At 71.2% G+C, this 20,242-nt stretch carries 20 protein-coding genes and 2 tRNA genes; 14 read left to right on the forward strand and 8 right to left on the reverse strand.

What is annotated here, in order from left to right:
• Window positions 1-145 precede the first annotated feature (145 nt).
• From AB0D29_RS29280 to AB0D29_RS29295, 4 genes are all read left to right on the forward strand, one after another.
• Complete coding sequence (locus AB0D29_RS29280) at window positions 146-1,303, forward strand: SDR family oxidoreductase (RefSeq protein WP_362858349.1); 1,158 nt, start codon at window positions 146-148, stop codon at window positions 1,301-1,303.
• 162 nt (window positions 1,304-1,465) lie between these two features.
• Window positions 1,466-1,927 carry a molybdenum cofactor biosynthesis protein MoaE gene (locus tag AB0D29_RS29285; RefSeq protein ID WP_351295219.1) on the forward strand — a complete coding sequence of 154 codons (462 nt, stop codon included), beginning with the start codon at window positions 1,466-1,468 and terminating at the stop codon, window positions 1,925-1,927.
• A gap of 291 nt (window positions 1,928-2,218) precedes the next feature.
• Complete coding sequence (locus AB0D29_RS29290; protein ID WP_319723032.1) at window positions 2,219-2,416, forward strand: hypothetical protein; 198 nt, start codon at window positions 2,219-2,221, stop codon at window positions 2,414-2,416.
• 99 nt (window positions 2,417-2,515) lie between these two features.
• Window positions 2,516-3,607 (forward strand): PDZ domain-containing protein, encoded by a 1,092-nt coding sequence (locus AB0D29_RS29295; RefSeq protein WP_362858350.1) that lies wholly within the window; start codon window positions 2,516-2,518, stop codon window positions 3,605-3,607.
• 19 nt (window positions 3,608-3,626) lie between these two features.
• On the opposite strand, the gene AB0D29_RS29300 is transcribed toward AB0D29_RS29295, so the two are convergent.
• Window positions 3,627-4,196, reverse strand: coding sequence for a PPA1309 family protein (locus AB0D29_RS29300; RefSeq protein WP_362858351.1), 570 nt, complete (start codon window positions 4,194-4,196; stop codon window positions 3,627-3,629).
• A 130-nt stretch (window positions 4,197-4,326) separates the two neighbouring features.
• On the opposite strand from AB0D29_RS29300, the gene AB0D29_RS29305 reads away from it, so the two are divergent.
• The 4 genes from AB0D29_RS29305 (at window position 4,327) to AB0D29_RS29320 (ending at window position 9,534) form a co-directional block, all read left to right on the forward strand.
• A complete protein-coding gene (locus AB0D29_RS29305; RefSeq protein ID WP_362858408.1) occupies window positions 4,327-7,206 on the forward strand; it encodes a UPF0182 family protein in 2,880 nt (959 codons plus the stop codon).
• A 52-nt stretch (window positions 7,207-7,258) separates the two neighbouring features.
• A tRNA-Met gene (locus AB0D29_RS29310) sits at window positions 7,259-7,332 on the forward strand.
• Window positions 7,333-7,524: 192 nt separating this feature from the next.
• Entirely contained in the window at window positions 7,525-9,381 is a 1,857-nt protein-coding gene (locus AB0D29_RS29315) for a tetratricopeptide repeat protein (protein WP_362858353.1), read from the forward strand.
• Window positions 9,382-9,460: 79 nt separating this feature from the next.
• Window positions 9,461-9,534: transfer RNA gene (locus tag AB0D29_RS29320), tRNA-Met, on the forward strand.
• A 117-nt stretch (window positions 9,535-9,651) separates the two neighbouring features.
• On the opposite strand, the gene AB0D29_RS29325 is transcribed toward AB0D29_RS29320, so the two are convergent.
• On the reverse strand, window positions 9,652-10,068 hold the full coding sequence (locus AB0D29_RS29325; protein ID WP_030709927.1) for a Fur family transcriptional regulator: 417 nt from the start codon (window positions 10,066-10,068) through the stop codon (window positions 9,652-9,654).
• Window positions 10,069-10,197: 129 nt separating this feature from the next.
• Here AB0D29_RS29325 and AB0D29_RS29330 point away from each other — a divergent pair, with 129 nt between their 5' ends.
• Window positions 10,198-11,667 (forward strand): catalase, encoded by a 1,470-nt coding sequence (locus tag AB0D29_RS29330; RefSeq protein WP_362858354.1) that lies wholly within the window; start codon window positions 10,198-10,200, stop codon window positions 11,665-11,667.
• An 83-nt stretch (window positions 11,668-11,750) separates the two neighbouring features.
• Here AB0D29_RS29330 and AB0D29_RS29335 read toward each other — a convergent pair whose 3' ends face one another.
• A complete protein-coding gene (locus AB0D29_RS29335) occupies window positions 11,751-12,143 on the reverse strand; it encodes a CBS domain-containing protein (protein ID WP_319723017.1) in 393 nt (130 codons plus the stop codon).
• A gap of 166 nt (window positions 12,144-12,309) precedes the next feature.
• Window positions 12,310-13,113, reverse strand: coding sequence for a histidinol-phosphatase (gene hisN, locus AB0D29_RS29340; protein WP_362858356.1), 804 nt, complete (start codon window positions 13,111-13,113; stop codon window positions 12,310-12,312).
• A gap of 123 nt (window positions 13,114-13,236) precedes the next feature.
• Between hisN and AB0D29_RS29345 the strand changes: the two genes are divergently transcribed.
• On the forward strand, window positions 13,237-13,788 hold the full coding sequence (locus tag AB0D29_RS29345) for a TetR/AcrR family transcriptional regulator (protein ID WP_362858358.1): 552 nt from the start codon (window positions 13,237-13,239) through the stop codon (window positions 13,786-13,788).
• Here AB0D29_RS29345 and AB0D29_RS29350 read toward each other — a convergent pair.
• The 4 genes from AB0D29_RS29350 to AB0D29_RS29365 form a co-directional block, all read right to left on the reverse strand.
• On the reverse strand, window positions 13,754-14,077 hold the full coding sequence (locus tag AB0D29_RS29350) for a multidrug efflux SMR transporter (RefSeq protein ID WP_030011402.1): 324 nt from the start codon (window positions 14,075-14,077) through the stop codon (window positions 13,754-13,756). The two genes, AB0D29_RS29345 and AB0D29_RS29350, sit on opposite strands and share 35 nt — an antisense overlap.
• A 101-nt stretch (window positions 14,078-14,178) precedes the next feature.
• Window positions 14,179-15,189 carry a ribosome small subunit-dependent GTPase A gene (gene rsgA, locus AB0D29_RS29355; RefSeq protein WP_362858359.1) on the reverse strand — a complete coding sequence of 337 codons (1,011 nt, stop codon included), beginning with the start codon at window positions 15,187-15,189 and terminating at the stop codon, window positions 14,179-14,181.
• 8 nt (window positions 15,190-15,197) lie between these two features.
• The gene (aroA, locus tag AB0D29_RS29360; RefSeq protein WP_362858360.1) at window positions 15,198-16,586 is read right to left on the reverse strand and encodes a 3-phosphoshikimate 1-carboxyvinyltransferase; all 1,389 of its coding nucleotides are present in this window, start codon (window positions 16,584-16,586) and stop codon (window positions 15,198-15,200) included.
• Window positions 16,587-16,650: 64 nt separating this feature from the next.
• Entirely contained in the window at window positions 16,651-17,364 is a 714-nt protein-coding gene (locus tag AB0D29_RS29365; protein WP_362858362.1) for a M50 family metallopeptidase, read from the reverse strand.
• Window positions 17,365-17,417: 53 nt separating this feature from the next.
• Between AB0D29_RS29365 and AB0D29_RS29370 the strand changes: the two genes are divergently transcribed.
• The 4 genes from AB0D29_RS29370 to rsrA all read left to right on the forward strand — a co-directional run bounded on the left by AB0D29_RS29370 (window position 17,418) and on the right by rsrA (window position 20,138).
• On the forward strand, window positions 17,418-18,236 hold the full coding sequence (locus tag AB0D29_RS29370; RefSeq protein WP_362858363.1) for an SOS response-associated peptidase: 819 nt from the start codon (window positions 17,418-17,420) through the stop codon (window positions 18,234-18,236).
• A gap of 26 nt (window positions 18,237-18,262) precedes the next feature.
• Window positions 18,263-18,907 (forward strand): alpha/beta family hydrolase, encoded by a 645-nt coding sequence (locus AB0D29_RS29375; RefSeq protein WP_362858364.1) that lies wholly within the window; start codon window positions 18,263-18,265, stop codon window positions 18,905-18,907.
• A 284-nt stretch (window positions 18,908-19,191) separates the two neighbouring features.
• Complete coding sequence (locus AB0D29_RS29380; protein ID WP_030709911.1) at window positions 19,192-19,836, forward strand: sigma-70 family RNA polymerase sigma factor; 645 nt, start codon at window positions 19,192-19,194, stop codon at window positions 19,834-19,836.
• On the forward strand, window positions 19,833-20,138 hold the full coding sequence (rsrA, locus tag AB0D29_RS29385; protein ID WP_351291604.1) for a mycothiol system anti-sigma-R factor: 306 nt from the start codon (window positions 19,833-19,835) through the stop codon (window positions 20,136-20,138). Before AB0D29_RS29380 ends, rsrA begins: the two co-directional genes overlap by 4 nt.
• Window positions 20,139-20,242 lie beyond the last annotated feature (104 nt).

Consider the following 20,242-nt stretch of genomic DNA (forward strand, 5'->3'; position numbering starts at 1 on the left):
GTCCGACAACACCACCCAGCGTAGACACCCGGCCCGCATACGGGCTCGGTGCTCCGCCGACTCCTGGGCTGCGGCAGGATGGACATCACCTGGTGGGTACGCGTCACGGCGCGTCCCTACTGAAGACAACCGCTGGAGACGCCCGGTGAGTTCCCCAGATCCGCAGTTTCGCGCGATGAACGACGACGAAAACCGCCCTGAGCACGGCGACAGCGCCCAGAGCGTTCGCCAGCCGCGAAACCCGGCCGTGCGCGGCCCCGTGATCGCCGTGACCGGCGCCGCGTCGGGTGTCGGCGCGGCCCTGGTGAGCCGGCTGGCCGCCTCCGACGAGGTCAAGCAGGTCGTCGCCATCGACGAGCGGCGGGGCGACTGCGCGGCCGCGCAGTGGCACATCCTGGACGTACGGGACCCCGCGATCGCCGAGAAGCTGCGCGGCGCGGACGTCGTCGTCCACCTCGCCCTCGACCTGGATCTGGAGACGGACCCGGCGGCCCGTACGGCGTACAACGTGCGCGGGACCCAGACCGTCCTCACCGCGGCCGCCGCGGCCGGCGTGCACCGGGTCGTGCTCTGCACCTCGGCCATGGTCTACGGGGCGCTCCCGGACAACGACATCCCGCTGTCGGAGGACTCCGAGCTGCGGGCCACCGCCGAGGCCACCGGCGTCGGCGACCTGCTGGAGATCGAGCGCCTCGGCCGCCGGGCCCCCCGCGCGCACCCGGGCCTGAACGTCACCGTGATCCGCCCGGCGGTCCTGGTCGGCGGCACCGACACGGCCCTGACCCGCTACTTCGAGTCCCCGCGGCTGCTCGTGGTGGCGGGATCCCGTCCCACGTGGCAGTTCTGCCACGTCGAGGACCTGGTCAGCGCCCTGGAGTACGCGGCCCTGGAAAAGGTCGAGGGCGAGCTGGCCGTGGGCTGCGAGGGGTGGCTGGAGCAGGAGGAGGTCGAGGAGCTGAGCGGCATCCGCCGCATGGAGCTCCCCTCGGCGGTCGCGCTGGGCGCGGCGGCCCGGCTGCACCGGATCGGCCTGACCCCGTCCCCGGCCGGGGACCTCGCGTACACGATGCACCCCTGGGTGGTCAGCGTCAGCGGGCTGCACGCGGCGGGGTGGCGGCCGCGCTGGACCAACGAGGAGGTGCTCGCCGAGCTCCTCCAGGAGGTCTCGGGGCGCCACACGGTCGCGGGCCGCCGGCTGGGCCGCAGGGACGCCGCCACGGCCGCGGGTGCGGCGGGTGCGACGGTGGCGCTGCTGGGTGCGGCCGCCGCGGTCCGCTTGGCGCGGAAGCGGCGCGGGATCTGACCTGCGGGTCACAGACCGGGGCTCCGCCCCGGACCCCGCGCCTCAAACGCCGGCGGGGCTGGATGTGGCGGGCCGCATTGGTAGGAGGCTCCCAAGGGGCCGGGTCCGGCACGGGCGAAACTGCTATTTCGCCTCGTCAGCCACTAGGGCACGATGGAAGGCATGGCACCGCACTTCGACCACCCCGGCGAGCAGGCCGCTCAGGACCCGATCCGGCTGCTCGAGATCCGTGACACCCCGCTCTCGATCGACGAGGTCTTCCAGGCCGTCGGCGACGACGCGACGGGAGGGACGACGCTCTTCGTCGGCACGGTGCGCAACCACGACAGCGGCGCGGACGTCGACTCGCTCGGCTACTCCTGCCACCCCACGGCCGAGGCCGAGATGCGCCGGGTCGCCGAGCGCGTCGTGGCCAAGTTCCCCGTCCGCGCGCTGGCCGCCGTGCACCGCGTGGGCGACCTCGCCGTCGGCGACCTGGCCGTCGTCGTCGCCGTCTCCTGCCCGCACCGCGGCGAGGCCTTCGAGGCCTGCCGGATGCTCATAGACGACCTCAAGCACGAGGTCCCCATCTGGAAGCACCAGACCTTCGCCGACGGCACCGAGGAGTGGGTCGGCGCCTGCTAGGCGGCGCGCGCCGGGACGGGACGACGGACGGAGTCCGGCGCAGGCGTCCGAAGCCTGTGAGGCGCTCCGGCGCCGAGCAGTGCGAGGGCGGCAGTGAAGGAGGGGTCCTTCGCCGACGGCACGGAAGAGTGGGTCGGCGCCTGCTGAGCCCCGGGCGCGGAGCGGCCCCCGCGAGGGGGTAGCCTCGCACCCGTTCGGCCGCGCAACACGCCCTCGATTTGCGTAACCCCCCCACGGGCACGAGCGTTGAAGCCACCAACGAAACGTAGTTCGGGGTAGGGAGGCACGCCCATGGCGTCTTTGGCGTGGTTGCTGATTCCGCTGTTCGCCGCGATAGGTGCGGCGATATGGGGCAGCTGGGCGGCACGCGACCGCACGCAAGGTGACATATCCGAGCTCGCCGGCTACGCGCGGTTCCGCGAGGCCATGGGCAACGCCGATCAGGCCAGGGCCAAGGCAGAGGCCCATTCGGGTTCCGACGCCGTCTGACGGGACCCGGCTGAGAATCCCCTGAGAGTTTCGCGCGCGGACCCCGTACGGACCGGCCCCGAGGGCTGCCCGCCGGGGCCGTCCCGTACTGTCGGATCCATGCCACGCCGCACTGCGACGATGCTCGCTTCCACCCTCGTGCTGTTCGCGCTGCTCTGCGCAGGGCTGCTCATCAAGGTCCCGTACTCCGAGATGAGCCCGGGCCCGACCGTGAACACGCTCGGCGACTCGCACGGTGCGCCCGTCCTCAACATCGCGGGGCGCAAGACGTACCCGACCAGCGGTCACCTCAACATGACGACGGTCCGCGTCACCGGCGCGGACTACGACATGAGCCTGGTGGAAGCGGTGTACGGGTGGCTGTCCGGCGACAACATCGTCGTGCCGCACGAGAACCTCTACCCGGACGGCAAGACGGACGCGGAATCCACCCAGGAGAACGCCGAGGAGTTCAGCCAGTCGCAGCAGGCGGCCAAGGTGGCGGCCCTGAAGCAGCTCGGCATCCCCGTCACCCCCCGCGTGATCGTCGCGTCCGTGGTCAAGGCGAGCCCCGCCGAGGGCAAGCTGCACGCCGGTGACGTGATCAAGGCCGTGGACGGCGCCCCCGTGACCGCCCCCGAGGACGTGGCCAAGCTCGTCACCAAGCACAAGCCGGGCGAGCCGGTCGAGTTCACCATCGTGCCCGCCGCGGAGGCGGCCGAGGCGGCGAAGGCGAACCACGAGCCCACCGGGTCCTCGAAGGTGACGATCAACGCGGGCAAGGCGGAGGGCGACGGTCACGCCATCGTCGGCATCCGGGCCGGATCCGACCACACCTTCCCGTTCACGATCGACATCAAGCTCGCGGACGTCGGCGGCCCGAGCGCCGGACTGATGTTCGCCCTCGGCATCGTCGACAAGCTGACCCCGGAGGACCTGACCGGCGGCAAGTTCGTCGCGGGCACCGGCACCATCGACGACGCGGGCAAGGTCGGTCCGATCGGCGGCATCCAGATGAAGACGATCGGCGCCCGCCAGGCCGGCGCCGAGTACTTCCTGACGCCCGCCGAGAACTGCGCCTCCGCGGCCACGAACGTGCCCGACGGCCTGACCCTGGTGAAGGTCTCCACGATCGGCGACGCCACCAAGGCACTGGAGAAGATCAGCAAGGGGGACACGGCCGGGCTGCCGCAGTGCAGCGCCAAGCCCTGACCGGTCCTCCCCCACGGTCCTACGAGAAGGTCGCGGCCAGGGCCTCCGCCAGCCCGGGCACCAGACCCCCGCCGGTGAGCACCTCGGTCGAGGAGTCCTTCTCGCGCAGCCGTACGGCCGACTCGCGCGAGCCGTCGCGCAGCACGGCCACGGTGAGGCGGACCTCCTGCCGCTCCGGGTGACCGGCGACCCACTTCGACAGCTGCTTGTCGCTCAGTCCCTCCGGTACGGAGGCCTCCGCGGACGGCGGCAGCATCAGCCGCTCCACCGTCAGCGCACAGCCGACGACGGCGTCGGGCCAGGCGATGGTGCCCAGGAACTTGTCGAGCGGCGTCCCCTTCGGGACCTCGTCCTGCTCGATCGGGGTGAGGGAGGCCTTGCCGGCGTCGTCCTGGTCGAGGCCGAGCTGGCTCGCGAGCCGCGGCTCCTGCTTCTTGAGCCGGGCGGTGTCGACGAGGGCGAACAGCCGGGCCGGCCGGTCCCAGCCGAGGCCGGCCGCGTACTCGTCGATCTCGAGGCAGGCACGGGTCAGCGGCGAGGCCGCCATGGGGGTGCCGGGGGAAGGCGAAACGTTGGACATGGGCAACATCCTGCCTCCTTTCCACCGGATACCGGGAACTGAGCAAAGCCTCAGTAAGTTGCATGAGTGGGCTCTACGATCGGGGGCCCGTTCATTACCAGACCCAGCGACTTTCGAGGTGCGCACCTTGGCTTTCCAGATGCCGGACCGCGGCGGAGGCCCGTCCGGGCCACGGATGAGAGTCGGCCGCCCCTCCCGGCGGGCCCGCACTCTCCTCATGACCTTGGGCGTGCTGGCCGTCCTGGCCATGCTCTTCATCATGTTCGCGGGCTTCTGGACGGACTGGCTCTGGTTCCGCTCCGTGAAGTACTCCACCGTCTTCACCACCACGCTGTGGACCAAGATCGGGCTCTTCGCCGTCTTCGGTCTGCTGATGGCCGGTGCCGTCGGATTCAACATCTGGCTGGCCCACCGGCTGCGGCCGCCGCTCAGCGCGATGTCGATGGAGCAGCAGAGCCTCGACCGTTACCGGATGAGCATCGCCCCTTACAAGAAGTGGCTGCTGCTGGGCATCGCGGTGCTCGTCGGCCTGATCGCGGGCGCCTCGGCGGCCGGCCAGTGGAAGACCTGGCTCATGTACGTGAACGGGGTGTCCTTCGGTACGAAGGACCCGCAGTTCCACATGGACGTGTCCTTCTACACCTTCGACCTGCCCTGGTACCGCTTCCTGCTCGGCTTCGGCTTCGCCGCGGTCGTGCTGTCGGTGATCGCCGCGGCCGTCGTGCACTACCTGTACGGCGGACTGCGCGTCACCAGCCCGGGCGCCCGGGCCACCGCCGCCGCGACCGGGCACCTGTCGGTGCTGCTCGGCCTCTTCGTCACGCTCAAGGCGATCGCGTACTGGCTCGACCGGTACGGGCTCGCCGTGAAGTCCAGCGACTTCAAGGCCGCGGACAACTGGACGGGCCTGCGGTACGTCGACGCCAACGCCTACCTGCCGGCGAAGACGATCCTCGTCGCCATCGCCGCGATCTGCGCCGTGCTGTTCTTCGCGACGCTGTGGCGCCGCACCTGGCAGCTGCCCGTGATCGGCTTCGGCCTGATGGTGCTCTCCGCGATCCTGATCGGCGGGCTGTACCCGGCGATCGTGCAGAAGTTCCAGGTCCAGCCGAACGAGCAGGCCAAGGAATCCCCGTACGTCCAGAAGAACATCAAGGCCACGCGCGACGCCTACGGGATCGCGGGCTCCGAGGTCACGGACTACCCGGGCTCCCCGCAGACGGCGGACCGGGGCAAGCTGCGGCCGCAGGCCGACACCACGGCCAGCATCCGGATCCTGGACCCGAACATCGTCTCGCCGGCCTTCCAGCAGCTCCAGCAGGTCAAGGGCTACTACGCCTTCCCGTCCACGCTCGCCGTGGACCGGTACAGCGGCCAGGACACGGTCATCGGGCTGCGCGAGCTGAACATCGGCGGCATCCCGAAGAACAACTGGATCAACGACCACTTCAAGTACACGCACGGCTACGGCGTGGTCGCGGCCAAGGGCACCACCGTCGGTGACCAGGGCGCCCCGGACTTCACCCAGTCCGACCTGCCCTCCAAGGGGATGTTCGGCACGGACTTCGAGCAGCGCATCTACTACGGCGAGCAGACGAAGCAGTACTCGATCGTCGGCGGGCCGCAGAAGGAGCTCGACTACTCGGACGACAAGGGCGAGAAGGAGACGAGCTACAAGGGCGACTCCGGCGTCAACCTCGACAACCCGGTCAACCGGGCCGCCTACGCGCTCTCCTTCAGCGAGCCGCAGATCCTCTACTCGGGCGCCATCGGCGAGGGCTCGCGGATCCTCTACAACCGCACGCCCAAGCAGCGCGTCGAAGCGGTCGCCCCGTGGCTGACCATCGACGGCGCGCCGTACCCGGCCGTGATCGACGGCCGGATCAAGTGGATCGTCGACGCGTACACGACCACCAACGGCTACCCGTACGCCTCGCGCACCACGCTGGGCCAGAGCACCGCCGACTCGCTGACCAACAGCCAGCGCGCGGTGGTGGCCCAGGAGAACCAGGTCAACTACATCCGCAACTCGGTGAAGGCCACCGTCGACGCGTACGACGGCTCGGTCAACCTGTACCAGTGGGACACCGAGGACCCGGTCCTGAAGACCTGGATGAAGGCGTTCCCCGGCACGGTGAAGCCCAAGAGCGACATCGGCAAGCCGCTCATGGACCACCTCCGCTACCCGCAGGACCTCTTCAAGGTCCAGCGCGAGCTGCTGACCCGGTACCACGTCACGGACCCGCAGACCTTCCTCAGCGGCAGTGAGGCCTGGGCCGTCCCGGACGACCCGACGACCAAGGCCGGCACGGCGGTCCCGCCGTACTACCTGTCGATGAAGATGCCGGGCCAGAAGGAGAAGGACCAGGTCTTCTCGCTCACCACGACGTTCACGCCGAACGAGCGGCCCAACCTGAGTGCCTTCATGGCGGTCAACGCCGATCCGGGCACCCCGGACTACGGCAAGATCAGAATCCTGAAGATGCCGACCAGCAAGCCGCCGGACGGCCCCGGTCAGGTGCAGAGCAAGTTCCAGTCCGAGCCGAAGATCGCCGAGTCGATCCGCCTGCTGCGCGGTGGTGACTCGGAGATCGAGTACGGCAACCTGCTCGCGGTGCCGCTCGACGGCGGAATGCTCTACGTGGAGCCGGTGTACGTCCGCAGCTCCGGGCTGAAGTACCCGCTGCTGCGCAAGGTGCTGGTGACCTACGGCGGCCAGACGGCCTTCGAGGACACGCTGGAGAAGGCGCTGAACGTGGTCTTCGGGGCCGAGGCCCCGACCACGCCGGTGCCCCCGGTCCAGCCGCCGGGCGAGGGCACCGTCACGCCCCCGGTGAACCAGGACCCGACGGTCAAGGCGGCCCTCGCCGACGCGCAGAAGGCCGTCGAGGACGCCGAGAAGGCCCGTCAGGCCGGTGACTGGGCGGCCTTCGGCAAGGCCCAGGACGAGATCAAGGCGGCGCTGAAGCGTGCGATCGACGCGGAGGCGAAGCCGGCGGCGCCCAGTCCGGGCGGCTGATGATCAATCGGTAATGGCTCCGTCCCGCGTCGTGATACTGTGGTTTCACCGACGCGGGGTGGAGCAGCTCGGTAGCTCGCTGGGCTCATAACCCAGAGGTCGCAGGTTCAAATCCTGTCCCCGCTACTGAAGATGAAGGCCCGGATCCATGGGATCCGGGCCTTCGTCATGCCCGGGGCGGACACGCGTTAGCTGGGGCGGGTGAGTTGGGGTAGGAGCGTGTTTGACTTACCTCACTGTGGGCATGTCGACAAAACGCTGTAGTGACCTCACTGGCTGCGACATACCAGGTGTACGCGGGTAGCAGGTGATGCGACGATGGGATTTATGGGGGACAGGTCAACTCTGCTGGAGACAGGGCGGTTTGTGAGGGCGGAGACCGAATCGGGCGCAGAGGCCCAGGGGGCGGTTCCGGTAGCCGACGCGCAGACCGCGCTGACCGATGCGGATTTCGCGCAGGAGCTGTTCGCCGAGACCGACGCGGCGAGCGACGCCGAGCTGGAGGCCCGGCACCGGGTGGCCGCCGACAAGGGCGACCCCGGTGCCATGAGCGTGCTCGGCGCGCTGCTGCTGCGCCGTGGTGACCTCGACGGGGCCGAGCCGTACCTGCGGGGGGCCACCGGCGAAGGGGACCGGGCCGCCGCGAACAACCTCGGTGTCCTGCTGCACCAGCGCGGGTACCCCGAAGAGGCCGCCGGCTGGTGGCGGGTCGCCGCCGTGGCCGGATCCGCTCCGGCCGCGCACGCCCTGGGCCGTCACTTCCGCGAGCGCGGGGACGAGCCCGCGGCCGAGTACTGGATGCGGCAGGCGGCGGAATCCGGCCACGCGCTGGGCGCGTACGGGCTGGCCGACCTGATGGAGCACCGCGGGGACAAGGGCGTCGAGCGGTGGTTCCGAGCCGCCGCCGAACAGGGGCACCGCGAAGCCGCGTACCGGCTGGCGAGGCACCTGCGCAAGGGCGACCCCACCGAGGCCGAACAGTGGTACCGGCAGGCCGCCGCGCGCGGCCACCGGCGCGCGGCCCTGCACCTGGGCGCGCTGCTGGAGGCGCGCGGGGAGCTCAAGGAGGCCGGGCGCTGGTACCTGACCTCCGCCAAGCAGGGCGAGGCCCGCGCCGCGTGCGCGCTCGGCTTCCTGCTGCGCGACGCCGGGGACGAGGAGAGCGCGGCCACCTGGTGGCACCGCGCCGCCCAGGACGGCGACGGCAACGCCGCGAACGCGCTGGGCGCCCTGCACGCCGCGCGCGGGGAGACCCAGACCGCGGAGCGCTGGTACCGGACGGCCATGGACGCGGGCGACCAGAACGGGGCGTACAACCTCGCCCTGCTGTGCGCCGCACAGGACCGCACCGCGCAGGCCGAGCAGTGGTACCGGCGGGCGGCTTACGCGGGGCACCGCGAGGCGGCCAACGCGCTGGCCATCATGCTGCTGCAGGTCGGGGACGCGGCGGGCGCGGAGCCGTGGTTCTCCAAGGCGGCCGAGGCGGGCAGCGTCGACGCCGCGTTCAACCTCGGCATCCTCTTCGCCAGCCGCGACGAGGACCGCACGGCGCTCAAGTGGTACGAGCGGGCCGCGTCGGCCGGGCACACCGACGCGGCGCTCCAGGTCGGCATCGCGCTGGTCCGCGACGGCGAGGAGCGCGCCGCCGAGCGGCACCTGCGCTGCGCGGCGGGCGGCGGCAGCGCGGAGGCCGCCTTCCGGCTGGCCGCGCTGCTGGAGTCGCTCGCCCCGCCGCCGGAGCCGGTCGCGCTGGGCGAGCCGGTGGGCGGCGCCCCGAAGACGGAGAGCGAGGAGTGGTACGAGCGGGCCGCCGAGCTGGGGCACCGCCGTGCCCAGGTGCGGGTCGGCATGCTGGCCGCCGCCCGCGGCGACCTGGCCGTCGCCGCGCGCTGGTACCGGGAGGCGGCCGAGGCCGGGTCCCGCAACGGGGCGTTCAACCTGGGGCTGCTGCTCGCCCGCGAGGGGAGCGAGCCGGAGGCCGCGCTGTGGTGGACGCGGGCGGCCGTGGCGGGCCACGGCCGTGCGGCGCTGCGGCTGGGGCTGCTGGCGGCCCGGCACGGGGACCTCGCGGAGGGGCAGAAGTGGTGCGTTCGCGCCATGGAGCTGGGGCCGGCGGAGGTCTCGGAGCGGGCGGCGCGGCTGCGCGACGCGCTCGCGGAGGAGCTGTCCGCCTGAGCGTGGTCGGGTGCGGCGCCGCCGGAAGTTAAGCGATTTGCATCTGTTGGAAGGCTTCACGTACAGTCGTGTTTACCGACGCGGGGTGGAGCAGCTCGGTAGCTCGCTGGGCTCATAACCCAGAGGTCGCAGGTTCAAATCCTGTCCCCGCTACTGAAGGCCCAGGGCCCGGATCCAATGGATCCGGGCCCTGAGTCGTTTCCGGATGTGAACCGGACGGCAGAAGGGCCCGGACCCCCGTGGGGTCCGGGCCCTTCTCGTGTTCCCGGGTCAGGCGGCGGCGCAGTTCGGGCAGACCCCGCGGTAGGTGACCTCGACCGCGGACACGACGAAGCCGAAGCGCTCCGTGTCCGGCAGGTCGGCCAGCGGGTTGCCCGCCGGGTGGACGTCGCGGATCGCGCCGCACTGGGCGCAGACCAGGTGCTGGTGGGGCTTGTGGGCGTTCGGGTCGTACCGCTTGGCGCGCCGGTCCGTGGAAACCTCCAGGACCTCGCCGAGGGTGACGAGCTCGCCCAGTGTGTTGTAGACGGTCGCCCGGGAGATCTCGGGCAATTTGGCCACCGCGCGCGCGTGCACCTCGTCGGCCGTCAGGTGCACGTGGTCACCGTCGAGCACCTCGGCCACGACACGCCGCTGCGCCGTCATGCGCCAGCCGCGTCCGCGGAGTCGTTCCAGCAGGTCACTCATAGACATCAGCCTAACAGTGAGGGATTCGGTGTAACTCACGAACCGATGCGGACTTGGATGCTTACTTGACTTAGACAAAGTCCATCGTAGGATCGAGTACGGCAGACGCCAAGGACAGGACACGCAGGAATGACGCAGGAGGCGCACGTGACGCAGGGACCGCTCACCACGGAGGCCGGGGCTCCGGTCGCCGACAACCAGAACAGCGAGACCGCCGGCGTCGGAGGTCCCGTCCTGGTCCAGGACCAGCTGCTGCTGGAGAAGCTCGCGCACTTCAACCGCGAGCGCATCCCGGAGCGCGTGGTGCACGCCCGCGGCGCCGGTGCCTACGGCACCTTCACGCTGACCCGCGACGTCTCCCAGTGGACCCGTGCCAAGTTCCTGTCCGAGGTCGGCAAGGAGACCGAGACCTTCCTGCGCTTCTCCACCGTCGCGGGCAACCTCGGCAGCGCCGACGCGGTGCGCGACCCCCGCGGCTGGGCGCTGAAGTTCTACACCGAAGAGGGCAACTACGACCTCGTCGGCAACAACACCCCGGTGTTCTTCATCAAGGACGCCATCAAGTTCCCCGACTTCATCCACACCCAGAAGCGCGACCCGTACACGGGCTCGCAGGAGGCGGACAACGTCTGGGACTTCTGGGGCCTGTCGCCCGAGTCGACCCACCAGGTGACCTGGCTGTTCGGTGACCGCGGCATCCCGGCGTCCTACCGCCACATGAACGGCTTCGGCTCGCACACGTTCCAGTGGAACAACGAGGCCGGCGAGGTCTTCTGGGTCAAGTACCACTTCAAGACCGACCAGGGCATCAAGAACCTCACCCAGGCCGAGGCCAACCGGCTCGCCGGTGAGGACCCCGACAGCCACCAGCGCGACCTGCGCGAGTCCATCGAGCGCGGCGACTTCCCGTCCTGGACCGTCCAGGTCCAGATCATGCCGGCGGCCGAGGCGGCGACCTACCGCTTCAACCCGTTCGACCTCACCAAGGTGTGGCCGCACGCGGACTACCCGCTGATCGAGATCGGCAAGCTGGAGCTCAACCGCAACCCGGAGAACGTCTTCGCCGAGGTCGAGCAGTCGATCTTCTCCCCGGCGCACTTCGTCCCCGGCATCGGTCCGTCCCCGGACAAGATGCTCCAGGGCCGCCTCTTCGGCTACGGCGACGCCCACCGCTACCGCGTCGGCATCAACGCCGACCACCTGCCGGTGAACCGTCCGCACGCCACCGAGGCGCGCACCAACTCCCGCGACGGCCACCTGTACGACGGCCGCCACAAGGGTGCGAAGAACTACGAGCCCAACAGCTTCGGCGGCCCGCACCAGACGGACCGCCCGCTGTGGCAGCCCATCGACGTGACCGGCGGCACGGGCAACCACGCGGCCGCCGTCCACAGCGAGGACGATGACTTCGTCCAGGCCGGCAACCTCTACCGCCTCTACTCGGAGGACGAGAAGGCCCGCCTGATCGAGAACCTGTCCGGCTTCATCGCCAAGGTCTCGCGCGACGACATCGTCGAGCGCGCGATCGACAACTTCCGCCAGGCGGACGGTGACTTCGGCAAGCGGCTGGAGGCCGCGGTCCAGGCCCTCCGCGCCTGATCCCGGATCGCTTGTCGTAGCAGGACGCCGGGCCGCAGCCCTCCTCGGAGGACTGCGGCCCGGCGTCGTTCGTGGAGAAGGGCCTACGCGGAGACCGTGCGCCGTGCCGGTACCCAGCAGCGGATGACGTCCCGTACGGACACGATGCCCACCGGGCCGCCGTTCTCCAGCACGATCAGGTGCCGGAATCCGCCGTGCGCCATCGCCTCGGCCGCCTCCTGCACGGTGGCATCGGGAGTGCAGAAGACGACGTTGTTGGTGGTGTGGGCACCCACGGACTCCCGGTCGGGATCGTGGCCCGCGCCGATCGAGTTGAGGATGTCGCGCTCGGTCAGGATGCCGATTCCGCTGTGCTCGGGGTCGAGGACGACGGCCGCGCCGACGCGCCGGCCGGACATCAGGCAGGCCGCCTGCCGGAGGGTGTGTGCGGGTCCGAGGGTGAGGATCACGGTGCTCATTGCGTCACGGACGAGCATGAAGAGAGCCACCTCCTGGGGTGAGCCCCCCGCTTGGGCGGGTGTGCCGGTGAAGCCTTTAGAGAAAGGCTTCACAAGCGCACAAGCGTGGGGAGTATCAGATTCCCACGGACCCGGAGGGCCGACAAGAAGGCGCGCAACGGAGCGCGAGCAGCGCGCGCCGGTCTCAGGCGCGCGGGCGCAGCAGGTCGAGCATCTCCTCGTGCAACAGCCCGTTCGAGGCCGCCGCGTTCCCGCCGTGCACGCCGTCCACCCCGTCGAGGCTGGTGAAGCGGCCGCCCGCCTCCTGGACCACGACCGCGATGGCCGCCATGTCCCAGAGGTTCAACTCGGGCTCGGCGCACAGGTCCAGCGAGCCCTCCGCGACCATCATGTACGGCCAGAAGTCGCCGTAGCCGCGGGTGCGCCAGCACGCGCGGGTCAGGTCCAGGAACCCGGCGAGCCGGCCCTGCTCCTCCCACCCGCTCAGCGAGGAGTACGCGAACGAGGCGTCACCCAGCCCGGCCACCTTCGACACGCCGATCGGGCTGGTCTCGCCGAGCGCGCCGCCCGCGTACGCCCCCCGGCCCTCGGCCGCCCACCAGCGGCGGCCCAGCGCCGGCGCGGAGACCACGCCGACCACCGGCCGGAAGACGCCGTCCGCGCCCTCGGCCATCAGGGAGATCAGCGTCGCCCATACGGGCACCCCGCGCACGTAGTTCTTCGTACCGTCGATCGGGTCCACGACCCAGCGGCGCGGGCCGCTGCCCTGCAGGCCGTACTCCTCGCCCAGGATCGCGTCGCCGGGCCGCGCGGCCGCGATGCCGGCCCGGACGATCTCCTCGGCGGCCTGGTCGGCCTCGCTCACCGGGGTCATGTCCGGCTTCGTCTCGACCTTCAGGTCGAGGGCGCGGAACCGCTCCATGGTGGCGGCGTCCGCCGCGTCGGCGAGTTCGAGGGCAAGGCGCAGGTCATCGTCATACTCGGGCATGCCCGAACAGTATCGAGACTCCCGGACCCGGGCGAACGACGTCCACGGTACGGCCCCGACGCGCCCTTGACAGGATCTGTCGACCCGTCAAGTCTGGCCGGAGAGCCGATCGGGGAGGCGAGGATGCCGGCAGCCCGGGAGTCCTTACTGGAGGCGGCGGGAGCGGCCCTCTCGGCCCGCCCCTGGCCGGCCGTGCGGATGGTCGACGTGGCCGCCGCCGCCGGGGTGTCCCGGCAGACCCTCTACAACGAGTTCGGCGGCAAGGCGGGCCTGGGCAGCGCCCTGGTCCGGCGCGAGGCCGACCGCTACCTCGACGGCGTGGACCGGGCCCTGTCCGCCCCGGCCCAGGCCGCCGAACGGCTCGCCGCCGTCGCCGAGTGGACCGTACGGGCGGCCCGCGCCCATCCCCTCGTACGGGCCCTGCTCACCGGCAGTTGGGACGCGGGCCTGCCGGCCGCGGGACGCCGGACGCCGGAACCAGGGGAGCTGGCCCGGGCCGTCCGCGACCGGGCGGCCGCCGCGCTCACGCCGGGGGAGGGGCCGCAGCGGTGCGAGCTCGCCGTGCGCCTCGCCCTCTCCTACGTGATCGCCCCGGGCGAGGAGCCGGGGGCGGCCGAGCTGCTCGGACTGCTCGGGCAGCTCAGTGCGCCGACCCGGACAGCTGGAGCCCGATGACCCCCAGGATGACCAGCGAGATCGAGACGAGCTTGAGGGTGGAGACCAGGTCACCGAGGAAGACCATGCCGTAGATCGCGGTGCCGGCCGCGCCGATGCCCGTCCACACCGCGTACGCCGGTCCCACGTCCAGCTTCTTGAGGGCCAGCGTCAGCAGACCGAAGCTGCCGAGCGCGAAGCACGCGAAGGCGACGGTCGGCCACAGCCGGGTGAATCCGTGGGAGAGCTTGAGGCAGACCGCGAATCCGGTCTCCAGGAGTCCCGCGACCACGACCAGCAGCCACGCCACGTCGAATGCCTCCCCGCGTCACATGACATCACGTCACTTGGTGAGATTATGCATTTATCCAGACAGGGCCCTCGACAAACACGGCACGCCCCGCCGAACGGTCAGTCGCCCTCGCGACGCTCACGCGTCTCCAGCAGCCGCCGCAGCGAATACAGTCGCGCCGGGTCCGCGTGCCCGTCCTCCACCCACTTGTCGAGCGCGCAGTCCGGCTCGTCGTGGCTGCACGCGCGCGGGCACCCCTCCGTGCCCGGCACCAGCTCCGGGAAGGCCAGGATCACCCGGGACGGGTCCACGTGGTGCAGGCCGAAGGAGCGCACGCCCGGGGTGTCGATGACCCAGCCGTCGCCGCCCGGCAGCGGCAGCGCGAGCGCCGAGGTGGTGGTGTGCCGGCCGCGACCGGTCACCGCGTTGACCACTCCGGTGGCGCGCTGGCGGCCCTCGGCGACCAGCGAGTTCACCAGCGTGGTCTTGCCGACGCCCGAGTGGCCGACGAAGGCGGTGATCCGGCCGTTGAGGTGCTCGCGCACCCGGTCTGCCGCGTCGCCCGTCGCGAGCTCCTCGCGGTTGGTGACCACGTACTTCAGCCCGAAGGTCGAGTAGATCTCCAGGATCTGGTCCGCGGAGGTCAGATCGGACTTGGTGAGCACCAGCAGCGGCTCCAGCCCGGCGTCGTACGCCGCGACCAGGCAGCGGTCGATCATCCGGGGCCGCGGCTCCGGATCGGCCAGGGCCGTGACGATGGCCAGCTGGTCGGCATTGGCGACGACCACCCGCTCGTACGGGTCGTCGTCGTCGGCGGTGCGCCGCAGGACGGACTTGCGCTCCTCGATCCGCACGATGCGGGCCAGGGTGTCCTTCTTGCCGGACAGGTCACCGACGATCCAGACCCGGTCCCCGACCACCGCGGCCTTGCGGCCGAGCTCGCGGGCCTTCATCGCGTGCACCGAGCGGCCCTCGACCAGGCAGGTCAGCCGACCGCGGTCGACGGTCAGGACGAAGCCCTCGGCAGCGTCCTCGTGCTTGGGCCGGATGCTCGTCCGCGGCCGGTTCCCCTTGGGATTGGGGCGCTGGCGGATGTCGTCCTCGTCGGTGTTCTTGCCGTACCTGCGCATGACCGGCCCTACGCTCCCGCACCCGCTCCGGGCGTCCCGGAACCGGAACCACCGGCGTCCCCGGCGAGCATGTCCGTCCACATCTGCGGGAAGTCCGGCAGGGTCTTCGCGGTCGTCGCCACGTTCTCGATCTGTACGCCCTCCACCGCCAGGCCGATCACCGCGCCCGCGGTGGCCATCCGGTGGTCGTCGTACGTGTGGAACACGCCGCCGTGCATCCGGCGCGGCCGGATGCGCAGGCCGTCCGCGGTCTCGGTGACGTCGCCGCCGAGCGCGTTGATCTCCTTGGTCAGCGCCGCCAGCCGGTCCGTCTCGTGCAGCCGCAGGTGCGCGACCCCGCGCAGCACGGACTCGGAGTCGGCCAGGGCCGCCACCGCCGCGATGCCCGGGGTGAGCTCGCCGACCTCGCTCAGGTCCACGTCGATGCCGTGGATCTTGCCAGTGCCGGTGAAGACCAGGCCCGCGTCGGTCAGCTCGCAGGAGCCGCCCATCTCCGTGAAGATCCGGCGCAGCGCGTCACCGGGCTGGGTGGTGCGGCGCGGCCAGTCCGGGACGGTGACCGTGCCGCCGGTGATCAGGGCCGCGGCCAGGAAGGGCTGGGCGTTGGACAGGTCCGGCTCCACGACCATGTCGCGGCCGAGCAGGGCGCCGGGGGAGACCCGCCACACGTTCTTCTCGCCGCCGGCCTCGGGGGTGTCGACCTGGGCGCCCGCCGCGCGCAGCATCTCCACGGTCATCCGGATGTGCGGCATCGACGGCAGGGTGGAGCCCACGTGCCGGACCTCGACGCCCTGGTTGAAGCGCGGGGCGGAGAGCAGCAGCGCGGAGACGAACTGGGAGGAGTTGCTGGCGTCGATCTCGACCGTGCCGCCCTCCAGGGCCCCACCGCCCTGGACGGTCATGGGCAGCGCGCCCCGGCCGTCGTCGTCGATCCGGGCGCCGAGCGTGCGCAGGGCGCTGATGACCTGGCCGAGCGGGCGCTCGTAGGAGCGCGGGTCGCCGTCGAAGCGGATGTCCCCGTCGGCGAGGGTGGCGACGGGCGGCAGGAAGCGCATGACGGTGCCGGCGTTGCCGACGTCCACGGTCGTCGGGCCGTGCAGGGCCGCCGGGATGATCCGCCAGGCCTCGCCGCCCACTGCGCCGTTGGTGGCACTCGCGGAGCTGGAGGAGACCGTTTCCTCGATGCCGACGCCCAGCGCGCGCAGTGCGTCGGACATCAGCTGGGAGTCGCGCGAGCGCAGCGGGCGGCGCACCCAGCCGGGTTCGGCGGCGAGCGCGGCGAGCACGAGGGCACGGTTGGTGACCGATTTGGACCCCGGCACCGTGACGGTGGCGTGGACGGTCCCATCGGCGAGCGGAGCGGGCCAGAGGGCAGGGAGCGCGGTGGTCTCGGTCATGGCCCCCACTTTAGTGGCTTCCCCCGGCCCCAGATCTTGATCGCCGTCCGGTCTCAGGGGGTGGTCACAGGGCGAGCAGCCAGCGGCCGCCGCCGATCAGCGAGCAGAGCGCGACGACGTGGAAGAACAGCAGCCACACCACCGGATGCAGGTGGGTGAGCCGGCCCAGCTGATCGGCATCGGAATCCGGGGCTCCGCCGTTCCTGCGCTTGGCCCCCAGCTCGAAGACCGGCCGCACCCCGCCGAGCAGCAGGAACCACACCACCAGGTAGGCGAAGCCGGCCTGCACCTCGGCCGGCGTCAGCCAGGACACCAGCAGGAAGGCCCCGCCGGTCAGCACCACGGTCAGCGCCCCGTACGCGTTCCGGATCATCACCAGCATCGCCACCAGCAGGGCGGTGGCCGCCCACAGCAGCAGCGTGATCCGGTGCGCGGACAGCAGCGCCGCGCCGCCCAGCCCGAGCAGCGAGGGCGCCGTGTACCCGCCGGCGGCGGTCAGGATCATCCCGAGCCCGGTCGGCTTGCCCCGGCTGACGGTGACCCCGCTCGTGTCGGAGTGCAGCCGTATCCCGCTCAGGCGCCGCCCGGTCAGCAGCGCCAGCAGACCGTGCCCGCCCTCGTGCGCGATGGTGATGGCGTTGCGGGAGAGCCGCCACAGCGGGCGGGGACCGACGGCGGCCAGCGCGACCAGGCCGGTCACGATCACCAGCCACAGGTCGGGCGGGGTCTGTATGCCCGTGAGCCGGTCCCACAGGCCGGCCGTCGTGCTGCTGTCCATGAGGTGGCGGACTCCTTGCGGTGGTGTCGGGGGGACATGGCAGTGTGGCAGCCATGTGCGGACGGTATGCGGCGAGTCGTAAGCCCGAGGACCTCGTGGAGGCCTTCGGCATCGAGAAGTGGGAGCCGGAGGAGGCCCTGGCCCCCGACTGGAACGTGGCGCCGACGAAAGAGGTCCACGTCGTCCTCGACCGTCCTCTGAAGGACGCTTCGCACCCGCGTCCGGTTCGCCAGCTGCGCACCCTGAAATGGGGCCTGGTCCCCTCCTGGGCGCAGAACCCCGACGGCGCCGCCCGGATGATCAACGCCCGGTCCGAGACCCTGCACGAGAAGCCGTCCTTCCGGCGCCCCTTCGCGCAGCGCCGCTGCATCGTCCCCGCCGACGGCTACTACGAGTGGGTCACCGCCCACGACGAGCGGCAGCTTGAGGTGGAGGGGAAGAAGAAGCGGGCCCGCAAGCAGCCCTACTTCGTGCTCCCCTCCGACGGCTCCGTCTTCGCGATGGCCGGGATCTACGAGTTCTGGCGCGACCGGACCCTGCCCGACGAGCACCCGCTCGCCTGGTGGGTCACCTGCTCGGTGATCACCACCGAGGCCGAGACGACCCCCCTGGGCGTGCCCCCGGCCGAGGGGCCGCGCTCGCTCTCCGAGATCCACCCGCGGATGCCGCTGATGCTGACCCCGGACCGCTGGGACGCCTGGCTGGACCCCGCGAACACCGACACCGAGGGCTCCCTGCGGGACCTCCTGGCGCCGCCGCCCGGCGGGCTGATGCGCGCCTACCCGGTGTCCACGGCCGTCAGCAGCGTGCGCAACAACGGGCCGGAGCTGCTGGAAGAGCTGGCCGCCCCGGAGGAGGCAACCCTCTTCTAGGGCCGGGCCCGGGCAGGATGGGGTGCATGACCACGCGTACCGAGAGCGTCGACACCCCGGCGGGCGAGGCCCGCATCACCTGGCACACCGCCCGCGCGGCGAAGCTCGTGCTCGCCGTGAGCCACGGCGCCGGCGGCGGCATCGAGGCCCGCGACCTCCAGGCGCTGGCCGCCGCCCTGCCCGCCCGCGGGATCACGGTCGCGCTGGTCGAACAGCCCTGGAGGGTCGCCGGGAAGAAGGTCGCCGCCGCGCCCAAGGTGCTGGACGAGGGCTGGCGCGCGCTGTGGCCCGCGCTCGCGGAGCCCGGGCTGCCGGTGGTCGCGGGCGGACGCAGCGCCGGGGCCCGGGTGGCCTGCCGGACCGCCGTCGAGCTGGGCGCCGCCGGGGTGCTGGCGCTGGCGTTCCCGCTGCACCCGCCGGGCCGGCCGGAGAAGTCCCGCGCCGCGGAGCTCACCGGGGCCGGCCGGCCCACGCTCGTGGTCCAGGGCGGCCGGGACCCCTTCGGGCGCCCGGAGGAGTTCCCCGCGGGTGAGCACGAGCTGGTGGAGATCCCGTACGGCGATCACGGTTTCGCCGTGCCGAAGAAGGCGGACCTCACCCAGGAAGAGGCCCTCGGGAAGATCACCGGGGCGGTCGAGCGGTGGCTCCTGGCGCTCCCGGCCGGCAACTAGCCGGAAGCGGGAGGGGCGGAAGGCCGAAAACCCGTCCGGTACGCGGGAATGCGCCGCCCGGCCCTTCTGTTGTCTCGGATGTCGGTACGTACGGGAAATTGTCGGAGGAGAGGGAGCGCATGACCCAGGTCATCAGTCAGAACCGTCGGCAGGCCGCTGACCTGGACTGGACTGTTCTTCCTGCCCCCAAGCGCAGCACGCTTCGGGCGGCGGAGGGCCGGGATGGTCGACTATTCTCCGATTCGAGCGGGTCCGCTTTCGGAGCCGCCACGCAGTCGGAGGAGGTGGGTCCTGTCGCTGGGACCGACGAAGGCCACGCGGAGGAGACGACCCCGGAGCGCAATGCGCGCTTCGAGCGGGACGCCCTCGGCTACCTCGACCAGATGTACTCGGCCGCGCTGCGCATGACGCGCAATCCGGCCGACGCTGAGGACCTGGTCCAGGAGACGTACGCGAAGGCATACGCGTCCTTCCACCAGTTCCGCGAGGGCACCAACCTGAAGGCGTGGCTGTACCGCATCCTGACCAACACGTTCATCAACTCCTACCGCAAGAAGCAGCGCGAGCCCCAGCGCAGCGCCGCGGAGGAGATCGAGGACTGGCAGCTGGCGCGCGCCGAGTCGCACATGTCGACCGGACTGCGCTCCGCCGAGTCGCAGGCGCTCGACCACCTGCCCGATTCGGACGTGAAGGAAGCCCTGCAGGCCATTCCGGAGGAGTTCCGCATCGCGGTCTACCTTGCCGACGTAGAGGGCTTTGCGTACAAGGAGATCGCGGACATCATGGGTACACCCATCGGTACGGTCATGTCGCGACTGCACCGTGGCCGCCGTCAACTCCGCGGAATGCTGGAGGACTATGCCCGTGAGCGCGGGCTGGTTCCCGCGGGCGCGGGAGAGTCGAACGACCGGAAAGGCTCGGGCTCATGAGTTGCGGAGAGCCGCACGAGACAGAGTGCTCTGAGGTCCTGGACCACTTGTACGAGTTCCTTGATCAGGAAATGCCCGACAGCGACTGCACGAAGTTCGAGACCCACTTCGGCGAGTGCAATCCCTGCCTGGAGAAGTACGGCCTGGAGCAGGCCGTGAAGAAGCTGGTGAAGCGCTGCTGCGGGTCGGACGACGTGCCGACCGACCTGCGGTCGAAGGTCATGGGCCGGATCGAGCTGATCCGCTCGGGGCAGGCGGTGCCCGATCACGATGTCACCGCCGACAACCCGACTCCCGGCTGACCGCAGCGGCAACGGCAGCGCATTGAACAGCCGCCCCCGGAAGAGCACTTCGTTCACCCGAATGTGCTAATCCGGGGGCGTCCGCATGGCGCAATACGAAAATG

Origin of the sequence: Streptomyces sp. NPDC048424 (genome assembly GCF_040651555.1) — a bacterium.
Lineage (GTDB): Bacteria > Actinomycetota > Actinomycetes > Streptomycetales > Streptomycetaceae > Streptomyces.